At 60.7% G+C, this 16,511-nt stretch carries 23 protein-coding genes and 1 pseudogene; 6 read left to right on the top strand and 18 right to left on the bottom strand.

Annotated features, from left to right (window positions below; all coding sequences use genetic code 11):
* Positions 1-23: 23 nt before the first annotated feature.
* Complete coding sequence (locus FJV77_RS12340; RefSeq protein WP_246691235.1) at positions 24-1,430, bottom strand: PAS domain S-box protein; 1,407 nt, start codon at positions 1,428-1,430, stop codon at positions 24-26.
* Positions 1,431-1,743: 313 nt separating this feature from the next.
* Between FJV77_RS12340 and FJV77_RS12345 the strand changes: the two genes are divergently transcribed.
* The 3 genes from FJV77_RS12345 (at position 1,744) to FJV77_RS12355 (ending at position 2,801) form a co-directional block, all read left to right on the top strand.
* Complete coding sequence (locus tag FJV77_RS12345) at positions 1,744-1,911, top strand: Thivi_2564 family membrane protein (protein WP_023694668.1); 168 nt, start codon at positions 1,744-1,746, stop codon at positions 1,909-1,911.
* A 100-nt stretch (positions 1,912-2,011) separates the two neighbouring features.
* Entirely contained in the window at positions 2,012-2,218 is a 207-nt protein-coding gene (locus tag FJV77_RS12350; protein WP_348643821.1) for a hypothetical protein, read from the top strand.
* A 133-nt stretch (positions 2,219-2,351) separates the two neighbouring features.
* Positions 2,352-2,801 carry a GFA family protein gene (locus FJV77_RS12355; protein WP_142867074.1) on the top strand — a complete coding sequence of 150 codons (450 nt, stop codon included), beginning with the start codon at positions 2,352-2,354 and terminating at the stop codon, positions 2,799-2,801.
* Between the two features lie 578 nt (positions 2,802-3,379).
* Here the strand turns inward: FJV77_RS12355 and FJV77_RS12360 are convergent.
* The gene (locus FJV77_RS12360) at positions 3,380-3,649 is read right to left on the bottom strand and encodes a hypothetical protein (RefSeq protein WP_142867075.1); all 270 of its coding nucleotides are present in this window, start codon (positions 3,647-3,649) and stop codon (positions 3,380-3,382) included.
* A gap of 168 nt (positions 3,650-3,817) precedes the next feature.
* On the opposite strand from FJV77_RS12360, the gene FJV77_RS12365 reads away from it, so the two are divergent.
* On the top strand, positions 3,818-4,012 hold the full coding sequence (locus tag FJV77_RS12365) for a hypothetical protein (protein ID WP_112392710.1): 195 nt from the start codon (positions 3,818-3,820) through the stop codon (positions 4,010-4,012).
* Between the two features lie 74 nt (positions 4,013-4,086).
* Here the strand turns inward: FJV77_RS12365 and waaF are convergent, their stop codons facing one another.
* Positions 4,087-5,109 (bottom strand): lipopolysaccharide heptosyltransferase II, encoded by a 1,023-nt coding sequence (gene waaF / locus FJV77_RS12370; protein ID WP_142867076.1) that lies wholly within the window; start codon positions 5,107-5,109, stop codon positions 4,087-4,089.
* Positions 5,106-6,047: a glycosyltransferase gene (locus tag FJV77_RS12375; RefSeq protein WP_142867077.1), complete on the bottom strand. Its 942-nt coding sequence runs from the start codon at positions 6,045-6,047 to the stop codon at positions 5,106-5,108. The genes waaF and FJV77_RS12375 overlap by 4 nt, the downstream gene beginning before the upstream one ends.
* Before the next feature lie 36 nt (positions 6,048-6,083).
* Between FJV77_RS12375 and FJV77_RS12380 the strand changes: the two genes are divergently transcribed.
* Positions 6,084-6,353, top strand: a complete 270-nt coding sequence (locus FJV77_RS12380; protein ID WP_142867078.1) for a hypothetical protein — start codon at positions 6,084-6,086, stop codon at positions 6,351-6,353.
* Between the two features lie 125 nt (positions 6,354-6,478).
* On the opposite strand, the gene msrA is transcribed toward FJV77_RS12380, so the two are convergent.
* From msrA to FJV77_RS12445, 13 genes and pseudogenes are all read right to left on the bottom strand, one after another.
* Positions 6,479-6,997, bottom strand: coding sequence for a peptide-methionine (S)-S-oxide reductase MsrA (msrA, locus tag FJV77_RS12385; RefSeq protein ID WP_142867079.1), 519 nt, complete (start codon positions 6,995-6,997; stop codon positions 6,479-6,481).
* A gap of 68 nt (positions 6,998-7,065) precedes the next feature.
* Positions 7,066-7,389 carry a hypothetical protein gene (locus FJV77_RS12390; protein WP_142867080.1) on the bottom strand — a complete coding sequence of 108 codons (324 nt, stop codon included), beginning with the start codon at positions 7,387-7,389 and terminating at the stop codon, positions 7,066-7,068.
* A 4-nt stretch (positions 7,390-7,393) separates the two neighbouring features.
* Positions 7,394-7,585, bottom strand: a complete 192-nt coding sequence (locus FJV77_RS12395) for a hypothetical protein (protein WP_142867081.1) — start codon at positions 7,583-7,585, stop codon at positions 7,394-7,396.
* The gene (locus tag FJV77_RS12400) at positions 7,570-7,809 is read right to left on the bottom strand and encodes an ABC transporter permease (RefSeq protein WP_142867082.1); all 240 of its coding nucleotides are present in this window, start codon (positions 7,807-7,809) and stop codon (positions 7,570-7,572) included. Before FJV77_RS12400 ends, FJV77_RS12395 begins: the two co-directional genes overlap by 16 nt.
* 96 nt (positions 7,810-7,905) lie before the next feature.
* The gene (locus tag FJV77_RS12405) at positions 7,906-8,109 is read right to left on the bottom strand and encodes a hypothetical protein (RefSeq protein ID WP_142867083.1); all 204 of its coding nucleotides are present in this window, start codon (positions 8,107-8,109) and stop codon (positions 7,906-7,908) included.
* The gene (locus tag FJV77_RS12410) at positions 8,106-8,807 is read right to left on the bottom strand and encodes a glycosyl hydrolase 108 family protein (protein ID WP_142867084.1); all 702 of its coding nucleotides are present in this window, start codon (positions 8,805-8,807) and stop codon (positions 8,106-8,108) included. Before FJV77_RS12410 ends, FJV77_RS12405 begins: the two co-directional genes overlap by 4 nt.
* Positions 8,808-9,329: 522 nt before the next feature.
* A complete protein-coding gene (locus FJV77_RS12415; RefSeq protein ID WP_142867085.1) occupies positions 9,330-10,166 on the bottom strand; it encodes an FkbM family methyltransferase in 837 nt (278 codons plus the stop codon).
* 76 nt (positions 10,167-10,242) lie between these two features.
* Entirely contained in the window at positions 10,243-11,850 is a 1,608-nt protein-coding gene (locus tag FJV77_RS33370; RefSeq protein WP_348643822.1) for a terminase family protein, read from the bottom strand.
* Positions 11,851-11,965: 115 nt separating this feature from the next.
* On the bottom strand, positions 11,966-12,307 hold the full coding sequence (locus FJV77_RS12425) for a hypothetical protein (RefSeq protein ID WP_142867086.1): 342 nt from the start codon (positions 12,305-12,307) through the stop codon (positions 11,966-11,968).
* Positions 12,308-12,652: 345 nt separating this feature from the next.
* Positions 12,653-12,829, bottom strand: a complete 177-nt coding sequence (locus FJV77_RS12430) for a hypothetical protein (protein ID WP_246691236.1) — start codon at positions 12,827-12,829, stop codon at positions 12,653-12,655.
* Positions 12,830-13,595: 766 nt separating this feature from the next.
* Positions 13,596-14,234, bottom strand: a pseudogene (locus FJV77_RS12435) (terminase family protein); the annotation flags it as partial.
* Positions 14,194-14,577: a hypothetical protein gene (locus tag FJV77_RS12440; RefSeq protein WP_246691237.1), complete on the bottom strand. Its 384-nt coding sequence runs from the start codon at positions 14,575-14,577 to the stop codon at positions 14,194-14,196. The pseudogene FJV77_RS12435 and the gene FJV77_RS12440, both read right to left, overlap by 41 nt.
* Entirely contained in the window at positions 14,570-14,980 is a 411-nt protein-coding gene (locus FJV77_RS12445) for a hypothetical protein (RefSeq protein WP_142867088.1), read from the bottom strand. The genes FJV77_RS12440 and FJV77_RS12445 overlap by 8 nt, the downstream gene beginning before the upstream one ends.
* 362 nt (positions 14,981-15,342) lie before the next feature.
* Between FJV77_RS12445 and FJV77_RS12450 the strand changes: the two genes are divergently transcribed.
* Positions 15,343-15,783, top strand: coding sequence for a MucR family transcriptional regulator (locus tag FJV77_RS12450; protein WP_142867089.1), 441 nt, complete (start codon positions 15,343-15,345; stop codon positions 15,781-15,783).
* A 161-nt stretch (positions 15,784-15,944) separates the two neighbouring features.
* Here FJV77_RS12450 and FJV77_RS12455 read toward each other — a convergent pair whose 3' ends face one another.
* Complete coding sequence (locus tag FJV77_RS12455; protein WP_142867090.1) at positions 15,945-16,376, bottom strand: SgcJ/EcaC family oxidoreductase; 432 nt, start codon at positions 16,374-16,376, stop codon at positions 15,945-15,947.
* Positions 16,377-16,511: the final 135 nt, after the last annotated feature.

A 16,511-nucleotide genomic window follows, 5' to 3' on the forward strand; every position in this document is an offset into this window, starting at 1 on the left:
CGCTCTAATTCTGCGTCAATCCGCTACAACTCCGCGAAAGAGGTTTGGACGGAGCCTAACGGCGCTTCGAGCGTCCAGACTACACCATCTTCCTTGAACTCCAACAGTCCGGTGCCGCTGAGCGCCTGTGGCGCAACCCGCTTGAGCACAACAGAGCCGAAACCGCGGCGCGCAATTACGCCCGGGCGCGGGCCGTCCAGCTCACACCACATCAGACGAAAGGTATCGACACCGTTGGCTGCCGGTATCACGTTCCATTCGATTTCGACTCGACCGCCTTGGCGCGAGAGCGCTCCGTGCTTTGCTGAATTGGTGGCCAACTCGTGGAAGGCGATGCCGAGATACTGCACGGCATTTGGTTGAAGTGTGACCATCGGCCCGACTGCCGACAGACGGTCCTGCGCCGCGAAGGCTTTGAGTTGCGCCTTGATCAGGTCACCGACGGTCGCGCCGCGCCACTCGGCATCGACCAGGAGATCGTGGGATTGCGAAAGCGCCGCGATGCGCTCTCGCACCTGTTCGACGAAAGCTGCCGGCGTGGCCGCCGATTTGCTGGTCTCGCGGATCATCGAAATGATGACCGAATATTGGTTCTTTACCCGATGATTGACTTCGCGCATGAGCAGACGAATGCGTCGCTCGCTCTCCTTGTGGGAGCTGATATCGCGCGCGATCTTGGAAGCGCCGATGATCCGCCCGATGCCATCGCGGATCGGCGAGACCGTCAGAGAGACCGGGACGAGACTGCCGTCCTTGCGCAGGCGCATGGTTTCGTATGATGGCACACCCTCCCCGTCACGTATGCGCGAGATGATCGAGGTCTCCTCGCCGAGACGCTCGGGAGGTATGAGCATTGTCACTGGCCGGCCGATTGCCTCGGAGGGCGTGTAGCCGAACAAATGTTCGGCCGCATTGTTCCAGCTGGTGATGATGCCGTTGATGTCTTTCGAAACGATAGCATCCATGGACGATTCCACGATCGCGGCAAGTCGCATTCGCGCCTCGTCGGCCTGCGTCTGTGTGCGCAGATCAAGCAGCGTGTTGATGGCGCCGACAATTTCGCCCGACTCGTCGCGAAGCAGGCGTGGGTGGGCTCTGAACGGAATAAGTTCACCGTCCGGTCGCTCCGCAATCGCTTGATCCCACGCGATATCGCGTCCTTCAAGCATGGAGATTGCCATTGGGCACTCGCCATGCGCCATCGGCCGGCCGTCGAGATGTCGCAGCTTCCAGGAGCCGCACCAAAGGTCTCTGCCTATTACAGGACGGTGCCCCCACAGATCAGCCGCGGCCTCGTTGAAGAATGTGATACGGCCTTGTTTGTCGATCGTGTAGACGGCAACGGGCAACGCCTTCATCAACTGGGCAGCGGAGACTCCTGGAATTCCAGGCTCCAGTTGTTGGATGACGTCGACATATTCCCCTGCCACGAATTCCCCTACACGCTCGATTTATTGCAGCTTGTTGCAATAGCTGAAATGCACGTGCGAGGTTTCGGTTCCCGTCGCACCCTTGGGGCGGAAGTTGTTCTCCTGCGGAAGGGCGATTTCCTACGCGGGCGGCGTCAATTTCGGGGCTCGCGCAAAATGCCGACCACCAAGCGCAACCCAGCTTAAGGCAGCGGAACGCAGTTTCGCGGCCTTGCTGTTAACCGGTCAGGCTCGCACCGATAGGAACCAATCAACGGCGAGAGCGTTTGCCGCTGCATACTTTATTCAGATCTAGCCAAACGGAGTGAGGGACATGGCTTCATCGGTACTTATCGGCATTCTGATCACCTTTCTGGTGATCATCCTTGTGCTCTATCTCGTTCAGCGCCTGCCTCTCGACGGCCGCACGAGACAGATCGCGCAGATCGTTGTCATCATTATCGGCATCATTTCGTTGCTGAAATATCTGGCGGTGTTCTAAGACAAGGACCGCTATGACATTCCAAAGGCTCGTATGGATCGTCGGAACAGCGTTGTTTGTCGCAACAACCACGGCCTACGCGCGACCGGACACGCGAACGATGACCTGCGAGGAGACACAGCGCCTGATCCAGAGCCATCACTCGGCCGTGCTGACGACAGGCCGCAACACTTACGATCGCTACGTTCGTCAATTTGGCAACGACTGCGACTGGCCGGAGGTGCCGGTTGCCGCCCCCGTTCCAACACGTGATGGACAATGCCGCGTCTATTGGTGCCGGGAGCCGGTGTTCGACTTCCCGAACTGACGGAGCCAACTGGGCGCGCCAGCAAATGCAATGCGCGAGGCAACGCGGAACCCTTGCGCTCCGCGTGAATTGATTCTGTGCATGGCGCTGCGAGGTGTAGCCGTGTGATGCCCAACAAGACGGAGGAGCGGTCATGCCCAATGATACAAAGCGAAGCGGCAGCTGCCTTTGCGGAGGTATCCAGTTTTCGGTGACGGGAGATCCCTTTCGGGTTGGCCTTTGCCATTGCAAGGACTGCCGCAAGGCCAGTGGGTCGACTTTTTCGGCGTTCGCGGTGTGGCCGCTCGAGGCATTTGAAACGACGGGTATCGTCAGCAGCTATGGCGACAGAAGCTTTTGTCCAACCTGCGGCGGTCGGGTTCCGCTGGTTCGTGAGAATGAGGTGGAGCTGACAATTGGCAGCCTCGATGAGGTCCCCACTGAAGGACTGGAGCCCAGCTATGAGCTCTGGGTCAACCGCCGCGAACACTGGTTGCAACCATTGCCTGGCGCCCGGCAGTTCGAGCATGACCGGGTGGAAGACGGGTCGACAAATGATGGCCTGACAGCTGAACCGGTTTCTGAAGGCGCTGAACCGCGTTAAGCCATTTGTCGCGACGCAAATCTGCGTAGTGTACGCACCGTAGAGCCTTAGCCAGTCGAAGCGCAAAAAAGGCCCGCCTTGGCGTCGAGCCAAAGGCGGGCGGTCGATCGTCTGGCTTGTGCTGCGGTTGCCGTGGAACCATTGCCCCATGCCTGGCTCGACGCTCGCTGTCTTTTTGTAACCGGCAATCGATTTACCGGGGCAGCGGGTCAGTTGGAATTCGTCTTGCGGTTGCAGAGCGGCGCTGGTTATTTAAAAGCGAGAGCTTAAGACCACGTAATATCGTTACGCCAACTATGCTGTCCAAGTATGTTTGGCGCGACATAAAGAAATCTTGCGAGCTCGTACAAAAGGACAACTTGTTTGTTTCCTTTTTTGTCACATAGTGTAGCGAATCTTGAAGCCGAATAGGGCGGTTTTCATGCAGTCAGCGCATGGGCAAGGTGGCAGTCCGCACGTGCAATATCCACCGATTGATGGGTTCTGGACCTGGGACATCAAGCGTGACCGCGTTTACGGCGACGCCAACGCCTTGACGGCAGGACGATGAGGCGCAAATCGGCTTGGAGCACATCTTGTTAGCCTGTGCGGGCAATCTTACCGCGACCGCGGAGTTCAGCCGTCACCATGCGGGCAAAATGGCTTTGAGGCGAGCGGCGCTCCAGCAAGCTGGCGCGCTCAAGAGCAGCGTCGCCGTAAAACTCGACCAACACCGTCGCTGCGCTGGCGGCGTCGACCCTGAGCCGGCCAAGGTCGGCGTGTCCGTCCCGGCTGGACGACGCGCTGCCGGCGATGACATCCATCATGGCCTGCATCTTGTCAGGGAAACTGCCCTCGTCTTCGTGCATCGTCGCGGTCCGATTGGCGGCATAAAATATCGACATTTTCGCAAAAAGCGCAATAGGGTCGTTGATCAAGCGCTAATACAACCTGATACAGCTCCACCGTGAGCTTCACCGCAATCTTCATGCAAGCATAGTCAGCGCACAGTTCATGCGCAGACATTGGGGGCACCGATGGACCAGCCGAGCAAGATGGAGAACCTGCAGTTCGCGCAAGGGATACTGCGGGAACTTCGGCAGAAAGCCGAAGCCGATGGCGAGAAGCTTCTGACCTATCTCATCGATATGGCTTACCTTGAAGCCAGTGATCGCATTCGCGCGCATTGGGTCGGCAATCACGAGCCCGAAAGCCGCAGGGCCAAGGGGTAAAGCCGAAACGGAGCGATGGCGGCGCCCTCACGGGCGCGTTTTGGATCAGGCGCCGGAGGCCATCAAGGCCACCGTCAGTTGTGAATACCGGCTGAAAGGCCAGCCAGCGCCTCCCTCACGCGGACTTCGCTGATCCCGCGCGTATCCTTGACCCAGCTGGGCGTCGAGAGCGGTGGCTCGATAAAGCGAACATGGTTGTTTACGGGACCGTGCACATAGGGGCGATTTAGCCCGTAGATAAGCGCACATGGGACGTTCAGGGCAGCGGCGGCGTGGGAAATGCCGCCGTCGACCCCGAGGAACATGGTCGACGCAGCGATCTGGCACATCGCGTCAGCAATCGACGGAGTCGAGGTGAAGTCGATCGCCTCAGGAATGGCGGCGCGGATTTTTGCAGCGCCGGCGCGCTCGCGCGGTCCGCCGACAATCCAGATTGCCCAGCCGCGATCATGATGGTCTCTGGCGACCGAGATGAAGCGCTCTATCGGCCACGAGCGGAAATTTTCGATGTCTGCCGTATAGAGTGCCAGCGCAGGCCTGCCGGGATCGATCTTCTGGTTCAGGCGCCATTGGTCCAGCTCGGCCGGATCGACCACTAGCCGGGGTGCCGGCCATTCTGTCCCCGCAGCCGGCTTTTCGCCAAGCGATGCAATCGAGCAGACCTCCTCGAAGAGCCGCGTCTTGCGCGGGCCGAAAGCCCATAGATGCGCCAGCCAGCCGGCGGGGAAGCGATTGAGGAGGCCGAATTGCAATTCCTGCGGATAGCCGACGCGCTCCCTAATGCCGGCCATGAACGCCATCAGCGCCGCCTTGGTGCTGCTGGTCATCAGATAGGCCGTCCCGTAGTTCTCCTTTCGCAACTCGCCGACAAGACGGCCGCGCTCTGCGAAACCTGGCCGCTGATGACGCTTGGCAAGCGCCCAGCCCTTCCGGACATGCGGCATCAGCCCCGCCAGTGGTGCCGCAACCGGCGAGGTGACGACATCTATGGGACGATCAGGAAATCGCTCGGCAATGATCTGGATGGCGGAGTGACAACGGACGAAGTCGCCAACTGCCGGAAAGCCGACGAAGAGGATTGGATCGGTAGTCGTCAAGGAAGCGCTTCGCCGTCAAGGATGCGGGCATAGAGATCCAGATAGCTACGCGCCGCTTTCTGGATCGGAAATCGCGTCGCAGCCGATTCGCGGCATTGCTGAGGCGTAAGGTCGGCGACGGCTTCGAAAGCGGCCGCAAATTCTTCATCGGTCTCAAAGAAGCGGCCGCTGTCGGCATCGACGGTCTCGGGCAACGCTCCTCGCGGAGTCGTCAGTACCGGGGTGCCGCACAGCATGGCTTCGACCGGTGCGTTGCCGAACGGCTCCTCCCAGGCGATCGGATTGAGGAAGGCTCGCGCCTCGCCAAGAAGGCGAAGCTTGGGCTCACCGTCAACGATGCCGTGGAAACGGTATCGGCTGCCGAGGCTTTTGAAAAACAGACCTTCGCGGCGGGTCTGACTTCGGCCCAGAAGCTTCCAACGCGAGCCACCGGCGATATCGAGACCGAAATCGAACTTTTTGGCGAGATCGACGGCGCGGTTGAGGCCTTTGCTCGATCGCGCAATGCCTGCGAGAAACAGCAGGCGGTCGCCCTTTACCGCCGACAAACGATAGTCGTCTACCGGAAAGCCATTGTAGACGAAGGTTTTGCGCCCATGCTGGCGGGCATGATTGGCGCTGATAAAGCTCCAGTTCGCAACCGGCATGGGCTGATCCGGCATAAAGCCGCGCTGCGTATTCAGCGTTGGAAATGGCACCTCGACAGGCCAGCTGTGTGTGTGGACGATTTGCGTGTCGTGCGGAATGGCCGCCCGGCATTCGGCATCGGTCGAAGCATGTCGGACTTCGAAGAGCGGGTGGCTGGAACCAGGACCGGCGATGACGACGACATGGTGGCCGAGACGAACCATCTCCGTTGCCAGCCATTCGACCTGACGCTGAATCCCGCCGTAACCCCGGCAGGGTACTACGCCCTTCAAAACGAGCGTCACCCGCATTGATCTTGCCTCACAGTCCTCTCAAAGACGGTTCAGTTGCGTCACGGGCTGGGCATTGTCAAGGTCACGCTGGAATTGCGAAAAGCCGCGTCCGCTGTCAGTGTTGCGCCTTTATCACCGGGTTACGGAATCGTTAATCAGCGCTTGCTACTATGCGCAATGACCAAGAATCTCGGCAATGCAGCCAGGACCATCCCCAGGCAACAGCAAAAGAACTCCCCTTTTGGGCGGCTGGCGCCTGCGCTGTTTCCGCTGGTCGTCGTCGCGCTTGGATACATGATCGGCCGGCAATTCTTCGGCTTCTAGGCCAATCCTCTCCGAATACGTTCGCGGCGGAAACGCCGCGAACAAACGCAAAAAACGCCACACCCTTTCGGGGTGCGGCGTTCTCAACTCTGAACCGGTACCGGTATCGGCCGGTTACCGCCGGGCTATGAAACTGCCTTTTCGCGGACTGGAAGCTTCCAGCCCGGCCTGACAAAGTGGCAGGTGTAGCCGTTGGGATATTTCTCGAGATAGTCCTGATGCTCGGGCTCCGCCTCCCAGAAATCACTCACTGGTGCAAGTTCGGTGACGACCTTGCCGGGCCAAAGCCCCGAGGCATCGACATCGGCGATGGTGTCTTCGGCGACGCGCTTCTGTTCATCGCTGGTATAGAAGATCGCCGAGCGGTAACTCATTCCGACATCATTGCCCTGACGGTTCCTGGTCGTCGGATCGTGGATCTGGAAAAACGATTCGAGCAGCGTGCGAAAGCTGATCCTGGCGGGATCGAAAACGATCTCGATGGCTTCGGCATGGGTGCCGTGGTTGCGGTAGGTGGCGTTGGGCACATCGCCGCCGCTGTAGCCGACTCGGGTCGAGATCACGCCGGGATAGCGACGGATCAGATCCTGCATGCCCCAGAAACAGCCGCCGGCAAGCACTGCACGTTCGGTGGACGTCGCCATATTATACCTCCTTTGGATTGCTCCTTAAGTAGGCAATGTCGCTGGGTTATTCCAGCACCTCAAGTGGATCACTCGTTGCCTGCCGAGCCGAACCGCCGCACGATCACCTCGAAGACGATGTCGGAGATCCACATGGCCGAGACGCCGATCAGGAAGGCGGCGGCGAGCGTCGTGGTGTCGTCGGCGGGATCAGGGATAGGCAACCCTGTCGCCTTGAACCAGGCAACGGCGGGCAGCGTCAGATAGGCCGCCGCCAGCGCCCCGCAGATCGGCGAGGCGATCATCTCGCGCAACTTGTAGCGATGGCGCGACAGCGCCCGCAGCACACCGCCGGCTAAACCGGCGACGACGACGGGGCCCTTGACGCCAAGCATGTCGAAGAGGTCGTGCATCGGCTTAAGGCCTCCACCCGCAGAGCTTTTGTCCTTTGCGGTTGTGCGTCAAAAGCATTCTCGCCTCGGCATCCGAGAGCGAATCGACGGCTTTGGCCGACAGGTGCAGCGGGCTCGAGACCGTGCAGAAGCCGCCCGAAGCAGTCGTGCAACCGGCCAGCGCCACGAGCAGCGCAATCATCAATCCCTTGCCCATGATTTCAGCTCCTTTCGAACAGCGTCCGCCGGCAGTGCGCCGATATCGTTCTGCACCTGGTCGGCCACTGCGCGCGCCGCGGCTTCAGCGGCCGCCTGTTTGGCGCGCTCGGCCCTGGCACCGGCCAGGCGCTGGTGAAAGCCCCAGCCGAGGGCGGCGATGACCGATGCGAAAAAGCCCAGCAGCGCTTTGTTGCCGAGCAGGACGGCGAGCAGCGCGCTCACAGCAGCCACCCGGCCATGAGCCCGGCCGCAAAGCCGATGGCGTAGGGTTTGGCGGCTTCGAGATAGGCGATGAGCAGTTGTTGAAGCCCTTCCATGTCAGTGCTCCCAGTCGAATTTGCGGGAAAGCCAATGCCAGGCCTCAGTAGCCGAGGCGATGGCGAGGCCGGCGCCGACCTCCAAACCGGCCTGGATGTCGGGGTCGGAAGAAAACGCTGCCGCGTCATCGGCGCCAAGCAGGCCGCGCGCCACGAGAACACCGGCGCCGTAGCGCAGGATAATGCGGATGAGAACGGCGATCATGTCGGGCTCCTTGCGAAGATGGATTGCAGGATCTGAAACAGCGCGGCCCAGAACGGCAGGCGTTCGACGGGAGGCGCGACGGGAGCACCGGCCGGCGCAGGCGATGGCGTAGAGCCGGGTGCGGTGGATGGCCCGGGCGGATGTCGTGGGCCCGATGGATCCGCCGAAGACGCAGAAGCGGGCTGAGGGGCAGACATCAACAGCGCCTGGGAACGGACCGACCGGACACGGTCGCTCCAGCCCTTGCCGAAAACCGGCCAGGTCGGCAGCCGCCGCAGGAATGCCAGGCGAGCGTCGCAGAGGTCGTCGATGACGGCGCCCGTCGGCCTGACGCCGACGGCGCTCAGCGTGGCCGGGCCGATCCTGCCGTCCTGCACCGCGCCTACCGCCGCCTGCAGATATTTCGCCGCCCTGCCCGGCCCGCTGTTCACGGCGAAGTCGAAGACGGCGTAATCGACACCGCCGGGAAGCTCGGCGCCTGCGACGGCGTCCCAATAGAAGCGGCGATAGACGGTCGCCACCTGCTCGCTGCTGATCTCTCGCAGATCGGCCTTGCTGGCGTCCGCCTTCACATAGCGGCGGAAATTGGCCAGCGTCACACCCTTCATGGTGGCGCCGCCCGGATCGGCCGGATTGTCGGACCAGCCGCCTTCCGATTTGAGGACGAGCGCAAGCGCCCGCGCGAAATTGCGGTCCATGGAAGTGCCTCTTTGGGTTGTGGGGAAGTTTCCAAGTAGAACGGCCGATGGCCTCTACTGACGTCTTTGCTACATCGCCTATGGCGACAGCGAGCTTTACCATCGCGGAGCGCTACTGAGCGCCCTCAAGCTTTTGCACTATTGCCCTGGTGCCAGAATTATCGTCGCGACCGATCGCTCCGAAACGTTCGCTGGGTATTCAGTGGAGACGCTACTGCTGACGCCCGAACACAAGGAGTAATGGTCTTTCGGAGGCCTCTACCACTTTGGCATCAAGGCGGGGCGATGCGTGAGGGGCGGGCGATCAGCCCACACAGTTGCCAATCCGGAACTACAACACGCGGGGCAAAAAGGCATTCGCGAAGCCGCGCGTCCATGAATTTTTTTGACACCTACGGATCCGCCCCGGTCAGCCAGCAGATTTTGAAGGCGCCCCGATATCGCTTGTGGCGAACTCCTTTAGACATTTGGCGCCAGAAGCGCTCGCGGTCTACCTAGGCGCACAGCGGGAAGGCGTGGACCTTACGGCAGCAGTAGAACGTCGCGCTGCTCAGTTACGCCGCGAATATCCATTTCACTTTCGGATCTGCCGAAGACGATGCACCGCCGGTACTCGCTGGCCAGCTCGATTATTTTCTGGGTCTTTGCCGGGTCATATCGTTGCGGGCTGTATTCCATTAGGATGGGAACCTGACGCTGCACCAAATCGGCCATCGAACTCAAGGCTTCCGGCTCCGCGCCTTCGATGTCCATCCACACCAGGCCGATGTCATCCGGGCTGGTGCCGGCTTCCGAAAGGATGACATCGACGCGGCGAAGCGGTACCTGGACCGAGCGCTGCTTTCCCTCCGGTTTGATGACGGTACTCGCGCCGAAATTGGCATCCTCGAAGTAGAGATCGATCAACCCCTCCCTGTCACCAGCGGCATACTGCAAGGCTGTCACCGAGCCGGAGAGGTCGTTCATCTCCAAGTTTTGCTGCAGAAGCTTGAAATTGCGCGGGTCTGGCTCAATGCAAATTGCACGCTCGAACTTGCCACTGAGCATCAGATAAACGCTGTGCGTTCCGATGTTGGCGCCGATTTCCAGCAGGGTGCTTCCGGGTGGCGTCCCGATCAATTCCAGAACCCTGGTCGCTAGGTCACGCTGGTAGTGACCCTTTCGGAACAAATCCCGGCCAATGGTCTCGTGTGGCGAAAAAATTAGCTTGTGGTCCCCGAACTGCCTGGTGAGCAGCAGGATGTCCTCTTTCATCGTCAGAAGGCTGAGGGAGCGGAACCAACCAAATGACATCAGCCTTGCGAATATTTTAGCTCGGACGCGGTGCGCCGCTGTTTCGATTGGCAGGAGAAATTTCATACGCAGCTTATTGGCTGCAATATTTGGTTTTGCAAGTCTCCCCGCTCCTCGGTTCTGCGTGTCGCCTCTTTGAGGTTTAGGCCCAGGCCCTCACAACAAGCCTCCAACTGGTATTTGTAATGTTAGCGTAAGCGCCGGTATCCTTACGGAAGATTTGGAATGCGCTGCCCGCTTGAGAGCCCACACGGACAACAAGATTGGTGATGTCAGGCACGACACTAAGGCCTCGCTGTGTGCTGGTTTCCTGCGGTCCAATGACTAGGGGGACTTCATCGTTAATCGAATATCCACCCTCAGCCGTTGTGCACACAAGAAAGCATAGATAAAGTTTTGGCTGAGCCCCCAGGTTGTGAGCCAACGTGATCGAGCCCCCCGACGCAATAGTTTGCGGAGTGCTCTCAAACGACTTCGTGAACGGCATCGTTGTCCACGCCGGCAGACCGCTTGCTAGCTGAAGGATCTGCCCGTCCGACCCCTTGGCCTTGCGCGCCCATGTTCCGGCACCGCTTGCATAGATGATGTCGCCGGCAACGGCCGTGCCGATGCCGGCCAGAGCCGTGAGCACGGCCGAAGCCGACTGATACACTGTTGACAGAGCGGCAACGGCCGCAGCGACAAACCCCGTCGTCGCAAGCTGCGTCGTGTTGGTGCCTGGTGCCGCCGTCGGTGCGGCGGGCGTTCCCGTGAAGGTCGGGCTGGCCTTTGGCGCGAGGCTCGACACCGCGACCCCGCTGTCCTTGGCCAGCTTGCCCGTCGTGCCGTTGAAGGTGGCGATGTTATCGGCGATCGCCGAAGCCGGACCGGCGATCAGGTCGGATGCCTTGACCCCGCTATCCTTGCCCGCCTTCCCCGTCGTGCCGGCGAACGTGACAATGTTGTCGGTCGCCGAAGATGCGGGCCCCGAAAAATCCCCCGCCCCTGTCCCGTCGGCACCCTTGTCGCCGGCGCGGTCGAACATCAGCCAGATGCCGTTGGCCGTCGTCGGCAAGGTTCCCGCGCCGCTGACATAGGCGAGCGTCAGCTTGCGGTAGCGCGTCGCGGCCATCAGATCGTCGCGCAGCTTGACGACCTGGCCGTCCTTGCGGTGGTAGAGGCGGAATTCCTCAAACCAGGACAGCAGAGTCGAAAACACCTTGAAGCGGCCGGATTGCATGCGGTCGAGCATCTCCATCAGCCCGGCCTCCACCGAGACCGAGCCATCGGCAAAGCGGGCGTGGCCCGAAAGCATGTTCAGCCCATGCGCGGCATATTGTTTGGCGAGCGCCGTGCCCGCCCCTTCCAGCGTCTCGCGGCGGCCGTCGCGCGGCCACGCCCAGGGCAGCCATTCGCCCCAGGGTTTGAGCGCCAACACCTGCATGCCCGGCGTCTGCTGCGAAGCGCGGGCCGCCTTGGTGACGTAGACGACATCGGCCTCCGTATCCCAGGCAAGCTCGACGGCGGCCGACGGATGGTCCCAGCCGAAATCGAGCGCGCCGATCCGCGGCCAGTAGCGCGGCAGGCGAAACGGCTCGCAGGCGATCAGCTCCTCGGGAAGCGGAAAGATGCGGCCGGAGCCCAGCACTGGAATGCCGCGCGCACGCGCTTCTCGCTCGTGCTCGGGATAGGCGGCAACGATCGCGGCGCGCTCCTGCGGCGAATAGTGCCCGGCATCGTCGATGGTCATGAAGGTGACGTGACGGCTCATCTGCACACCCGATCCACAAGCCAGTGGTCGAACTGGCAGGCTGTTGTGTCATGCATGGGAAATCGCGACGAGGATAGCGAGCTTCGGAGCCTTCATCCGAAGTCTCGGTATTGGGTCAGTTTGAAATTGGCGAGAGCAGAAGCTGAGCAAGCTGACCGTCGATAGGAAAGTGGATTTGCGGCGTGGACAGCATGTGGATTACCTCTTTCGTCCGTTCGTCCGCGAACTCGATGTCGTCTCGCATTTCAACAAGTTCGGCCCATTCCTCTAGGTCCTTCGCGTCAAGGTTCCCCGCCAGAAAGCGTAAGAGAACGCTTCGAATGTGATTGTAGGTTAGCCTTACGAGCGGTTTTGGATAATCCCAGGGAAGCGGCGCCAGACGCGCCTTAATCTCAGCAACCGGCCGATCCAAGTCAACCAGTGATCGAATGATAGAACGCCGTTCTTCCTCTCGCATGCTTAAGTACTAGCCTATGCTTGTTGCGCTAACGCTCCATCTTGTCGATGCGTTCGCTGAGAGCCTTCACCGCTACCGTATTTTCCCAAATGTCTTTGGCGATCTCTTTCGCGGCATTTGCCCATGACGGTCCTTGATAGGTTAGCCATCCAAAGCAGAAACGCCGCAAGAATCAGGAAAAGGGCGCCGACGACAAGTGCTATTGCAGCGTGGCCCATTACGCTTTCTCCGAGGTCCAGGCGATATTCCGGGTCGGTTGACGTAGTAGATCGTGCCACGGCGATTGTCGATGCGATCGACTGCCGGCATTCTCCATGGCGCGTGAATTTTCACGAGCCTCGCCTATCATGCAGGTTTCTCGACCATGTCGTTGACTTGATCGGCAGTGAGGAACACCACATCCCACATGCCCAAGAGCGGCGCGAAGGTCACGATCGTAATGCCGCCTGTGGCGCTGGTGCGGGTCAGGCCCTCGGAATAGATATCGAGCGGCGGCTCCTCGTCGAACCAGACGCCGTGCAACGTTTCGCCCTGCCACTTTTGACGCCTTTCTCACAGCTCTTGAACGACAGCACGGACTCATCGGCCTGCACGTCGCTGCCGTCCTCACCTCGGTCATTCATAGCCAGGAAGGGTCAAACCAATCACTCTCAGCGACCGCGTTCGACCGGTTCACTCTTTCAGTAGCCAGCGTCGCTTGCCGGAGCTGCGTCTGTCAGTCGGCGGCCAATGGTATTCTCAACGGGACGCTAATATACGTAGACACTCCAGCGAGCAGCGCCTGCCAGATGCTTGAGGAATGCCATGCGAAGATTCATCTTCACGGCGATGTGTATCGCCGCGGCGACGGCCGCTAGCGCCCACGACTGGTACAAAGACAGGATTGACCCGCAGACGAAATTCAAGTGTTGCGGTGGTTCTGATTGCCGCGCCATACCTCAGTCTTCGGTGCGGTCAAGGATCGACGGTGGTTACATCTATTTGCCGCATAATTTTGTCATCCCACCGGACCGCGTGCAGGAATCCCCAGACGGCCAATACCATATCTGCGAAGGTACCTACGTCATAACCAATCAGCTGTATTTGCGTTGCTTCTTTGCACCTCGTTTAAAGGTCTCTCTACTTGTTCCGCATTGAGGTAGATACCGGGCGTCGCTGCGGCAGCACCAGCGCTCAGCTCGCGGAACGCCAACGCCTCACTCCGCTGGAACACCCCTCATCCGTCTCGGCGCTATCGCGCCGATCCACCTTCTCCCACAGGGGGAGAAGGAGGAGCCTCACCCGCCGACAAAAACCGCAGCACCACGTCACTCATGCCAAGCAGCGGCGTAAAAGTGACGATCGTTATCCCGCCCGTCGCATTGATTCGCGTCAATCCTTCGGAATAGATATCGAGCGGCGGCTCCTCGTCGAACCAGACGCCGTGGAGCGTTTCGCCCTGCCACTTTTCGCGGCCTTTCTCGTAGCTCTTGAACGACAGCACCGATTCATCGGCCTGCACGTCGCCGCCACCGCCCCAGCGCACCACGATGCTGTCGAGCGCGCCCGGCGCGCCGCGGCCCATGGTGGTGTGCAAAATGGCGTCGGCGGGGATCATGCCGGTGCCCCAGGCGGCCTGCTGCTGCGGCGGGCCGACCAGCACGCGTTGCGGGTTGTCGCGCGTGCCCTCGCCGGTCACACCGGCCGCCCATAGCCGCACGGCGGCGTCGAAGGTCTTGCCTTGCCACCACTGGGGATAGCGGCCGGTGAGGTGCATGGCCCATTCGGCACCGCCGGCCCTGGTCTTGCCGAGCTGGTTGCCGGCCATGAACAGCCGCTCGCGGTTTTTGGCGCCGGCGGCGTGAAACTCGGCCTGGCGTTCATACGGCGTGTAAGATGCAAGCAGGTTAGTCCTGCGTCTTCGGTCCAGTTCCTGCAGCAGCGCCAGATAGTGGCGGCGCGCCGCCCGGCTGGTCGCCGAACGGACCGAGGACGGCTTCGAGGCCGCGGATGCGGCGGCGGATCTCGTCATCGCTCAGGCTCTCCAGATTGTCGGTGGAGACATGTAGATCCTTGGCCAGGTCCTTGGGCAGCACCGATTGCACGATCTTCAGATACTGGTCGGGCTTGTCGGCCCGGACCGCGGCAATGACACCGGCGCCGTGGGCGCGGAAATCGGCGCGCACGGCGTCGAGAAAATCGTCGCCAAGTGTCTTCTTCGTCCGCTTCGGGGCGGCGCCGGCGGGTGCCTTGCGGCCAGGGCGCGCACGCGGCGCCGTTCGGTCAGCCATGATCCGGGATCCCGGCGGGCTCAGCCTTGCTGGCGGCAACCTGCTTTGCCGGTCTCGCCCGCTTGATTTTGCCGGACTTGCGCCGTTTTGCCTTCACCGGTTTCCGGGTGGTCTTGCGGCCGGCCGCATCAGCGGCTGGCGCGTGGCTGTTTTCGGCAGGCGCGGCTTTCAGGCTTGCCCTGGCAAGACCGATCGCGCTTCCGTCGTGCGCGCCGCGCGGAAAGCCGAAGCCGCCAATCGCATCGACGGGACCGCCGCGGATCATGCCGATCAGCACGCCCGGCGCGACCGGCTCGACGCGGCCGATACGCGCCTGCGGAGCAATGCCTTCGAACAGGCCGATGGCGCTGACGATCTCGTGGCCGTCATCGTCGATGATGATGGTGGCATAGCGGTTGGACATGGGATTTCTCGTGGATATTGCAGAATGAACCGAGGATAGCGTTCCTTCGCGCCCCTCTGTCGGCAGGACGGAGGGGGCGCTGTCCCGCCGGCATTCGGTTCTCGCAACAGATTGCCTGAAAAACAAAACCCGCCTCGGCGGCGGGTTGCTGGCGCAAATCAGCACCATGGAGAAATGATACGATAGCTGCCCTCATCCGTCAATAGGAAATAAGAAACAATTCCTACTTCGGTCAAGGACTCAAGCGGTGTTAGCGCTACCATATTTATCGTCAAGTCATATGCATATGTGCTAAAGTGCCATGCCGCAGGGCAAGTTTGTCTGATAATTTGTTCTTTGGCATCAAGGGGGCGGAAGAAGCCATGTCTGACGACAAAATCCGAAATATAAATTTGACCGCCGACATCGTCGCGGCCTTCGTGCGCAACAATTCGGTGCCTCCGGAAGGTTTGCCGGCGTTGATCGAGAGCGTCAACTCGGCGCTCGCGGCCGTGGACAATCCCGTTGCTCCGCCGCAACCGGCACCGGAGCCTGCCGTCAATCGCAAGCGCTCGGTGACGCCGAATTTCATTTACTGCCTTGAGGACGGCAAGAAGTTCAGGTCGCTGCGGCGCCATCTCGGCTCCGCCCATGGCATGACGCCGGAGGCCTATCGCACCAAATGGGACCTGCCCGGCGACTATCCGATGACGGCGCCCAGCTACGCCGCCAAGCGATCCGAGCTGGCAAAGGAGTTCGGGCTCGGCGTCAGGACAGAGACGCCCGCCGCCAAAGCACCGGCCAAGCGCAAGACCAAGGCGTAGCGCGACACCCTCCTGCGACGTTTGCCTGCCGGAGGACGATCATGGTGGCTGACGAGCCCAGCCGGATGCAACGTCGATCATCTGACAGAACGCCGGGTTGACGACGGCATCACCGCACCCCGCAACTTGCCACCTTTGGCCTTTAGGTCCGGTGGGCGTGATTATCTATTTGCGTTGGAAGGAGGAGCCATCATTCCCGGAACAACGTCCGTGTTCTGAGCCACCTTTATTCGCCAGCCCGTCCGTTCTTCCTTCACAATCAGAAGCAGGATACCTTTCCGGATTCCAGCGGGCGAGCCGTCCGGGGCGAATGCGCCGGTCAGGGTCCAGGTGTAGTGGATGGCGTTGACACCGGGCGCTAGTTCAACAACTGACGAAACGTTACCATCCAATTGGCTATCACGAAACATGCTTTCATGCGTCGCACGGTGCGCCGCTTCGATCTCGGCGCGGTTCTTCCACCACACGCCTACGACATTGACGAAATTTGCATCGTCGGCGAACAACGCCGCGAAGTCGTCCATATGGTGCCGATTCCAAGCATCGGCAAAGGCAGTCGCGGCGTCCTCAGGTTTGCTGACCGTCGATCTCATAACAAATCTCCATGCTTTCCGCTAAGCGTACAGGAATTCGGCATTGGGTACGACAAGCGCCGCGTCAGATTTCAAACTGAGACACTACCGAGGCGGCCACCGACTGGCCATTAGCTGGCGCTTATGGAATCATTC

The sequence above is a fragment of the Mesorhizobium sp. WSM4306 genome, assembly GCF_007003975.1.
Lineage (GTDB): Bacteria > Pseudomonadota > Alphaproteobacteria > Rhizobiales > Rhizobiaceae > Mesorhizobium.

Coding starts and splice junctions, on each gene's coding strand:
- FJV77_RS12415 (WP_142867085.1), bottom strand. CDS start 10,166: ATGAAATTTCTCCTGCCAATCGAAACAGCGGCGCACCGCGTCCGAGCT.
- FJV77_RS12375 (WP_142867077.1), bottom strand. CDS start 6,047: ATGCGGGTGACGCTCGTTTTGAAGGGCGTAGTACCCTGCCGGGGTTAC.
- FJV77_RS12395 (WP_142867081.1), bottom strand. CDS start 7,585: ATGGGCAAGGGATTGATGATTGCGCTGCTCGTGGCGCTGGCCGGTTGC.
- FJV77_RS12450 (WP_142867089.1), top strand. CDS start 15,343: ATGTCTGACGACAAAATCCGAAATATAAATTTGACCGCCGACATCGTC.
- FJV77_RS12390 (WP_142867080.1), bottom strand. CDS start 7,389: ATGCACGACCTCTTCGACATGCTTGGCGTCAAGGGCCCCGTCGTCGTC.
- FJV77_RS12410 (WP_142867084.1), bottom strand. CDS start 8,807: ATGGACCGCAATTTCGCGCGGGCGCTTGCGCTCGTCCTCAAATCGGAA.
- FJV77_RS12440 (WP_246691237.1), bottom strand. CDS start 14,577: ATGGCTGACCGAACGGCGCCGCGTGCGCGCCCTGGCCGCAAGGCACCC.
- FJV77_RS12360 (WP_142867075.1), bottom strand. CDS start 3,649: ATGCACGAAGACGAGGGCAGTTTCCCTGACAAGATGCAGGCCATGATG.
- FJV77_RS12425 (WP_142867086.1), bottom strand. CDS start 12,307: ATGCGAGAGGAAGAACGGCGTTCTATCATTCGATCACTGGTTGACTTG.
- FJV77_RS12445 (WP_142867088.1), bottom strand. CDS start 14,980: ATGTCCAACCGCTATGCCACCATCATCATCGACGATGACGGCCACGAG.
- FJV77_RS12345 (WP_023694668.1), top strand. CDS start 1,744: ATGGCTTCATCGGTACTTATCGGCATTCTGATCACCTTTCTGGTGATC.
- FJV77_RS33370 (WP_348643822.1), bottom strand. CDS start 11,850: ATGAGCCGTCACGTCACCTTCATGACCATCGACGATGCCGGGCACTAT.
- FJV77_RS12455 (WP_142867090.1), bottom strand. CDS start 16,376: ATGAGATCGACGGTCAGCAAACCTGAGGACGCCGCGACTGCCTTTGCC.
- msrA (WP_142867079.1), bottom strand. CDS start 6,997: ATGGCGACGTCCACCGAACGTGCAGTGCTTGCCGGCGGCTGTTTCTGG.
- FJV77_RS12365 (WP_112392710.1), top strand. CDS start 3,818: ATGGACCAGCCGAGCAAGATGGAGAACCTGCAGTTCGCGCAAGGGATA.
- FJV77_RS12405 (WP_142867083.1), bottom strand. CDS start 8,109: ATGATCGCCGTTCTCATCCGCATTATCCTGCGCTACGGCGCCGGTGTT.
- FJV77_RS12350 (WP_348643821.1), top strand. CDS start 2,012: ATGACCTGCGAGGAGACACAGCGCCTGATCCAGAGCCATCACTCGGCC.
- FJV77_RS12355 (WP_142867074.1), top strand. CDS start 2,352: ATGCCCAATGATACAAAGCGAAGCGGCAGCTGCCTTTGCGGAGGTATC.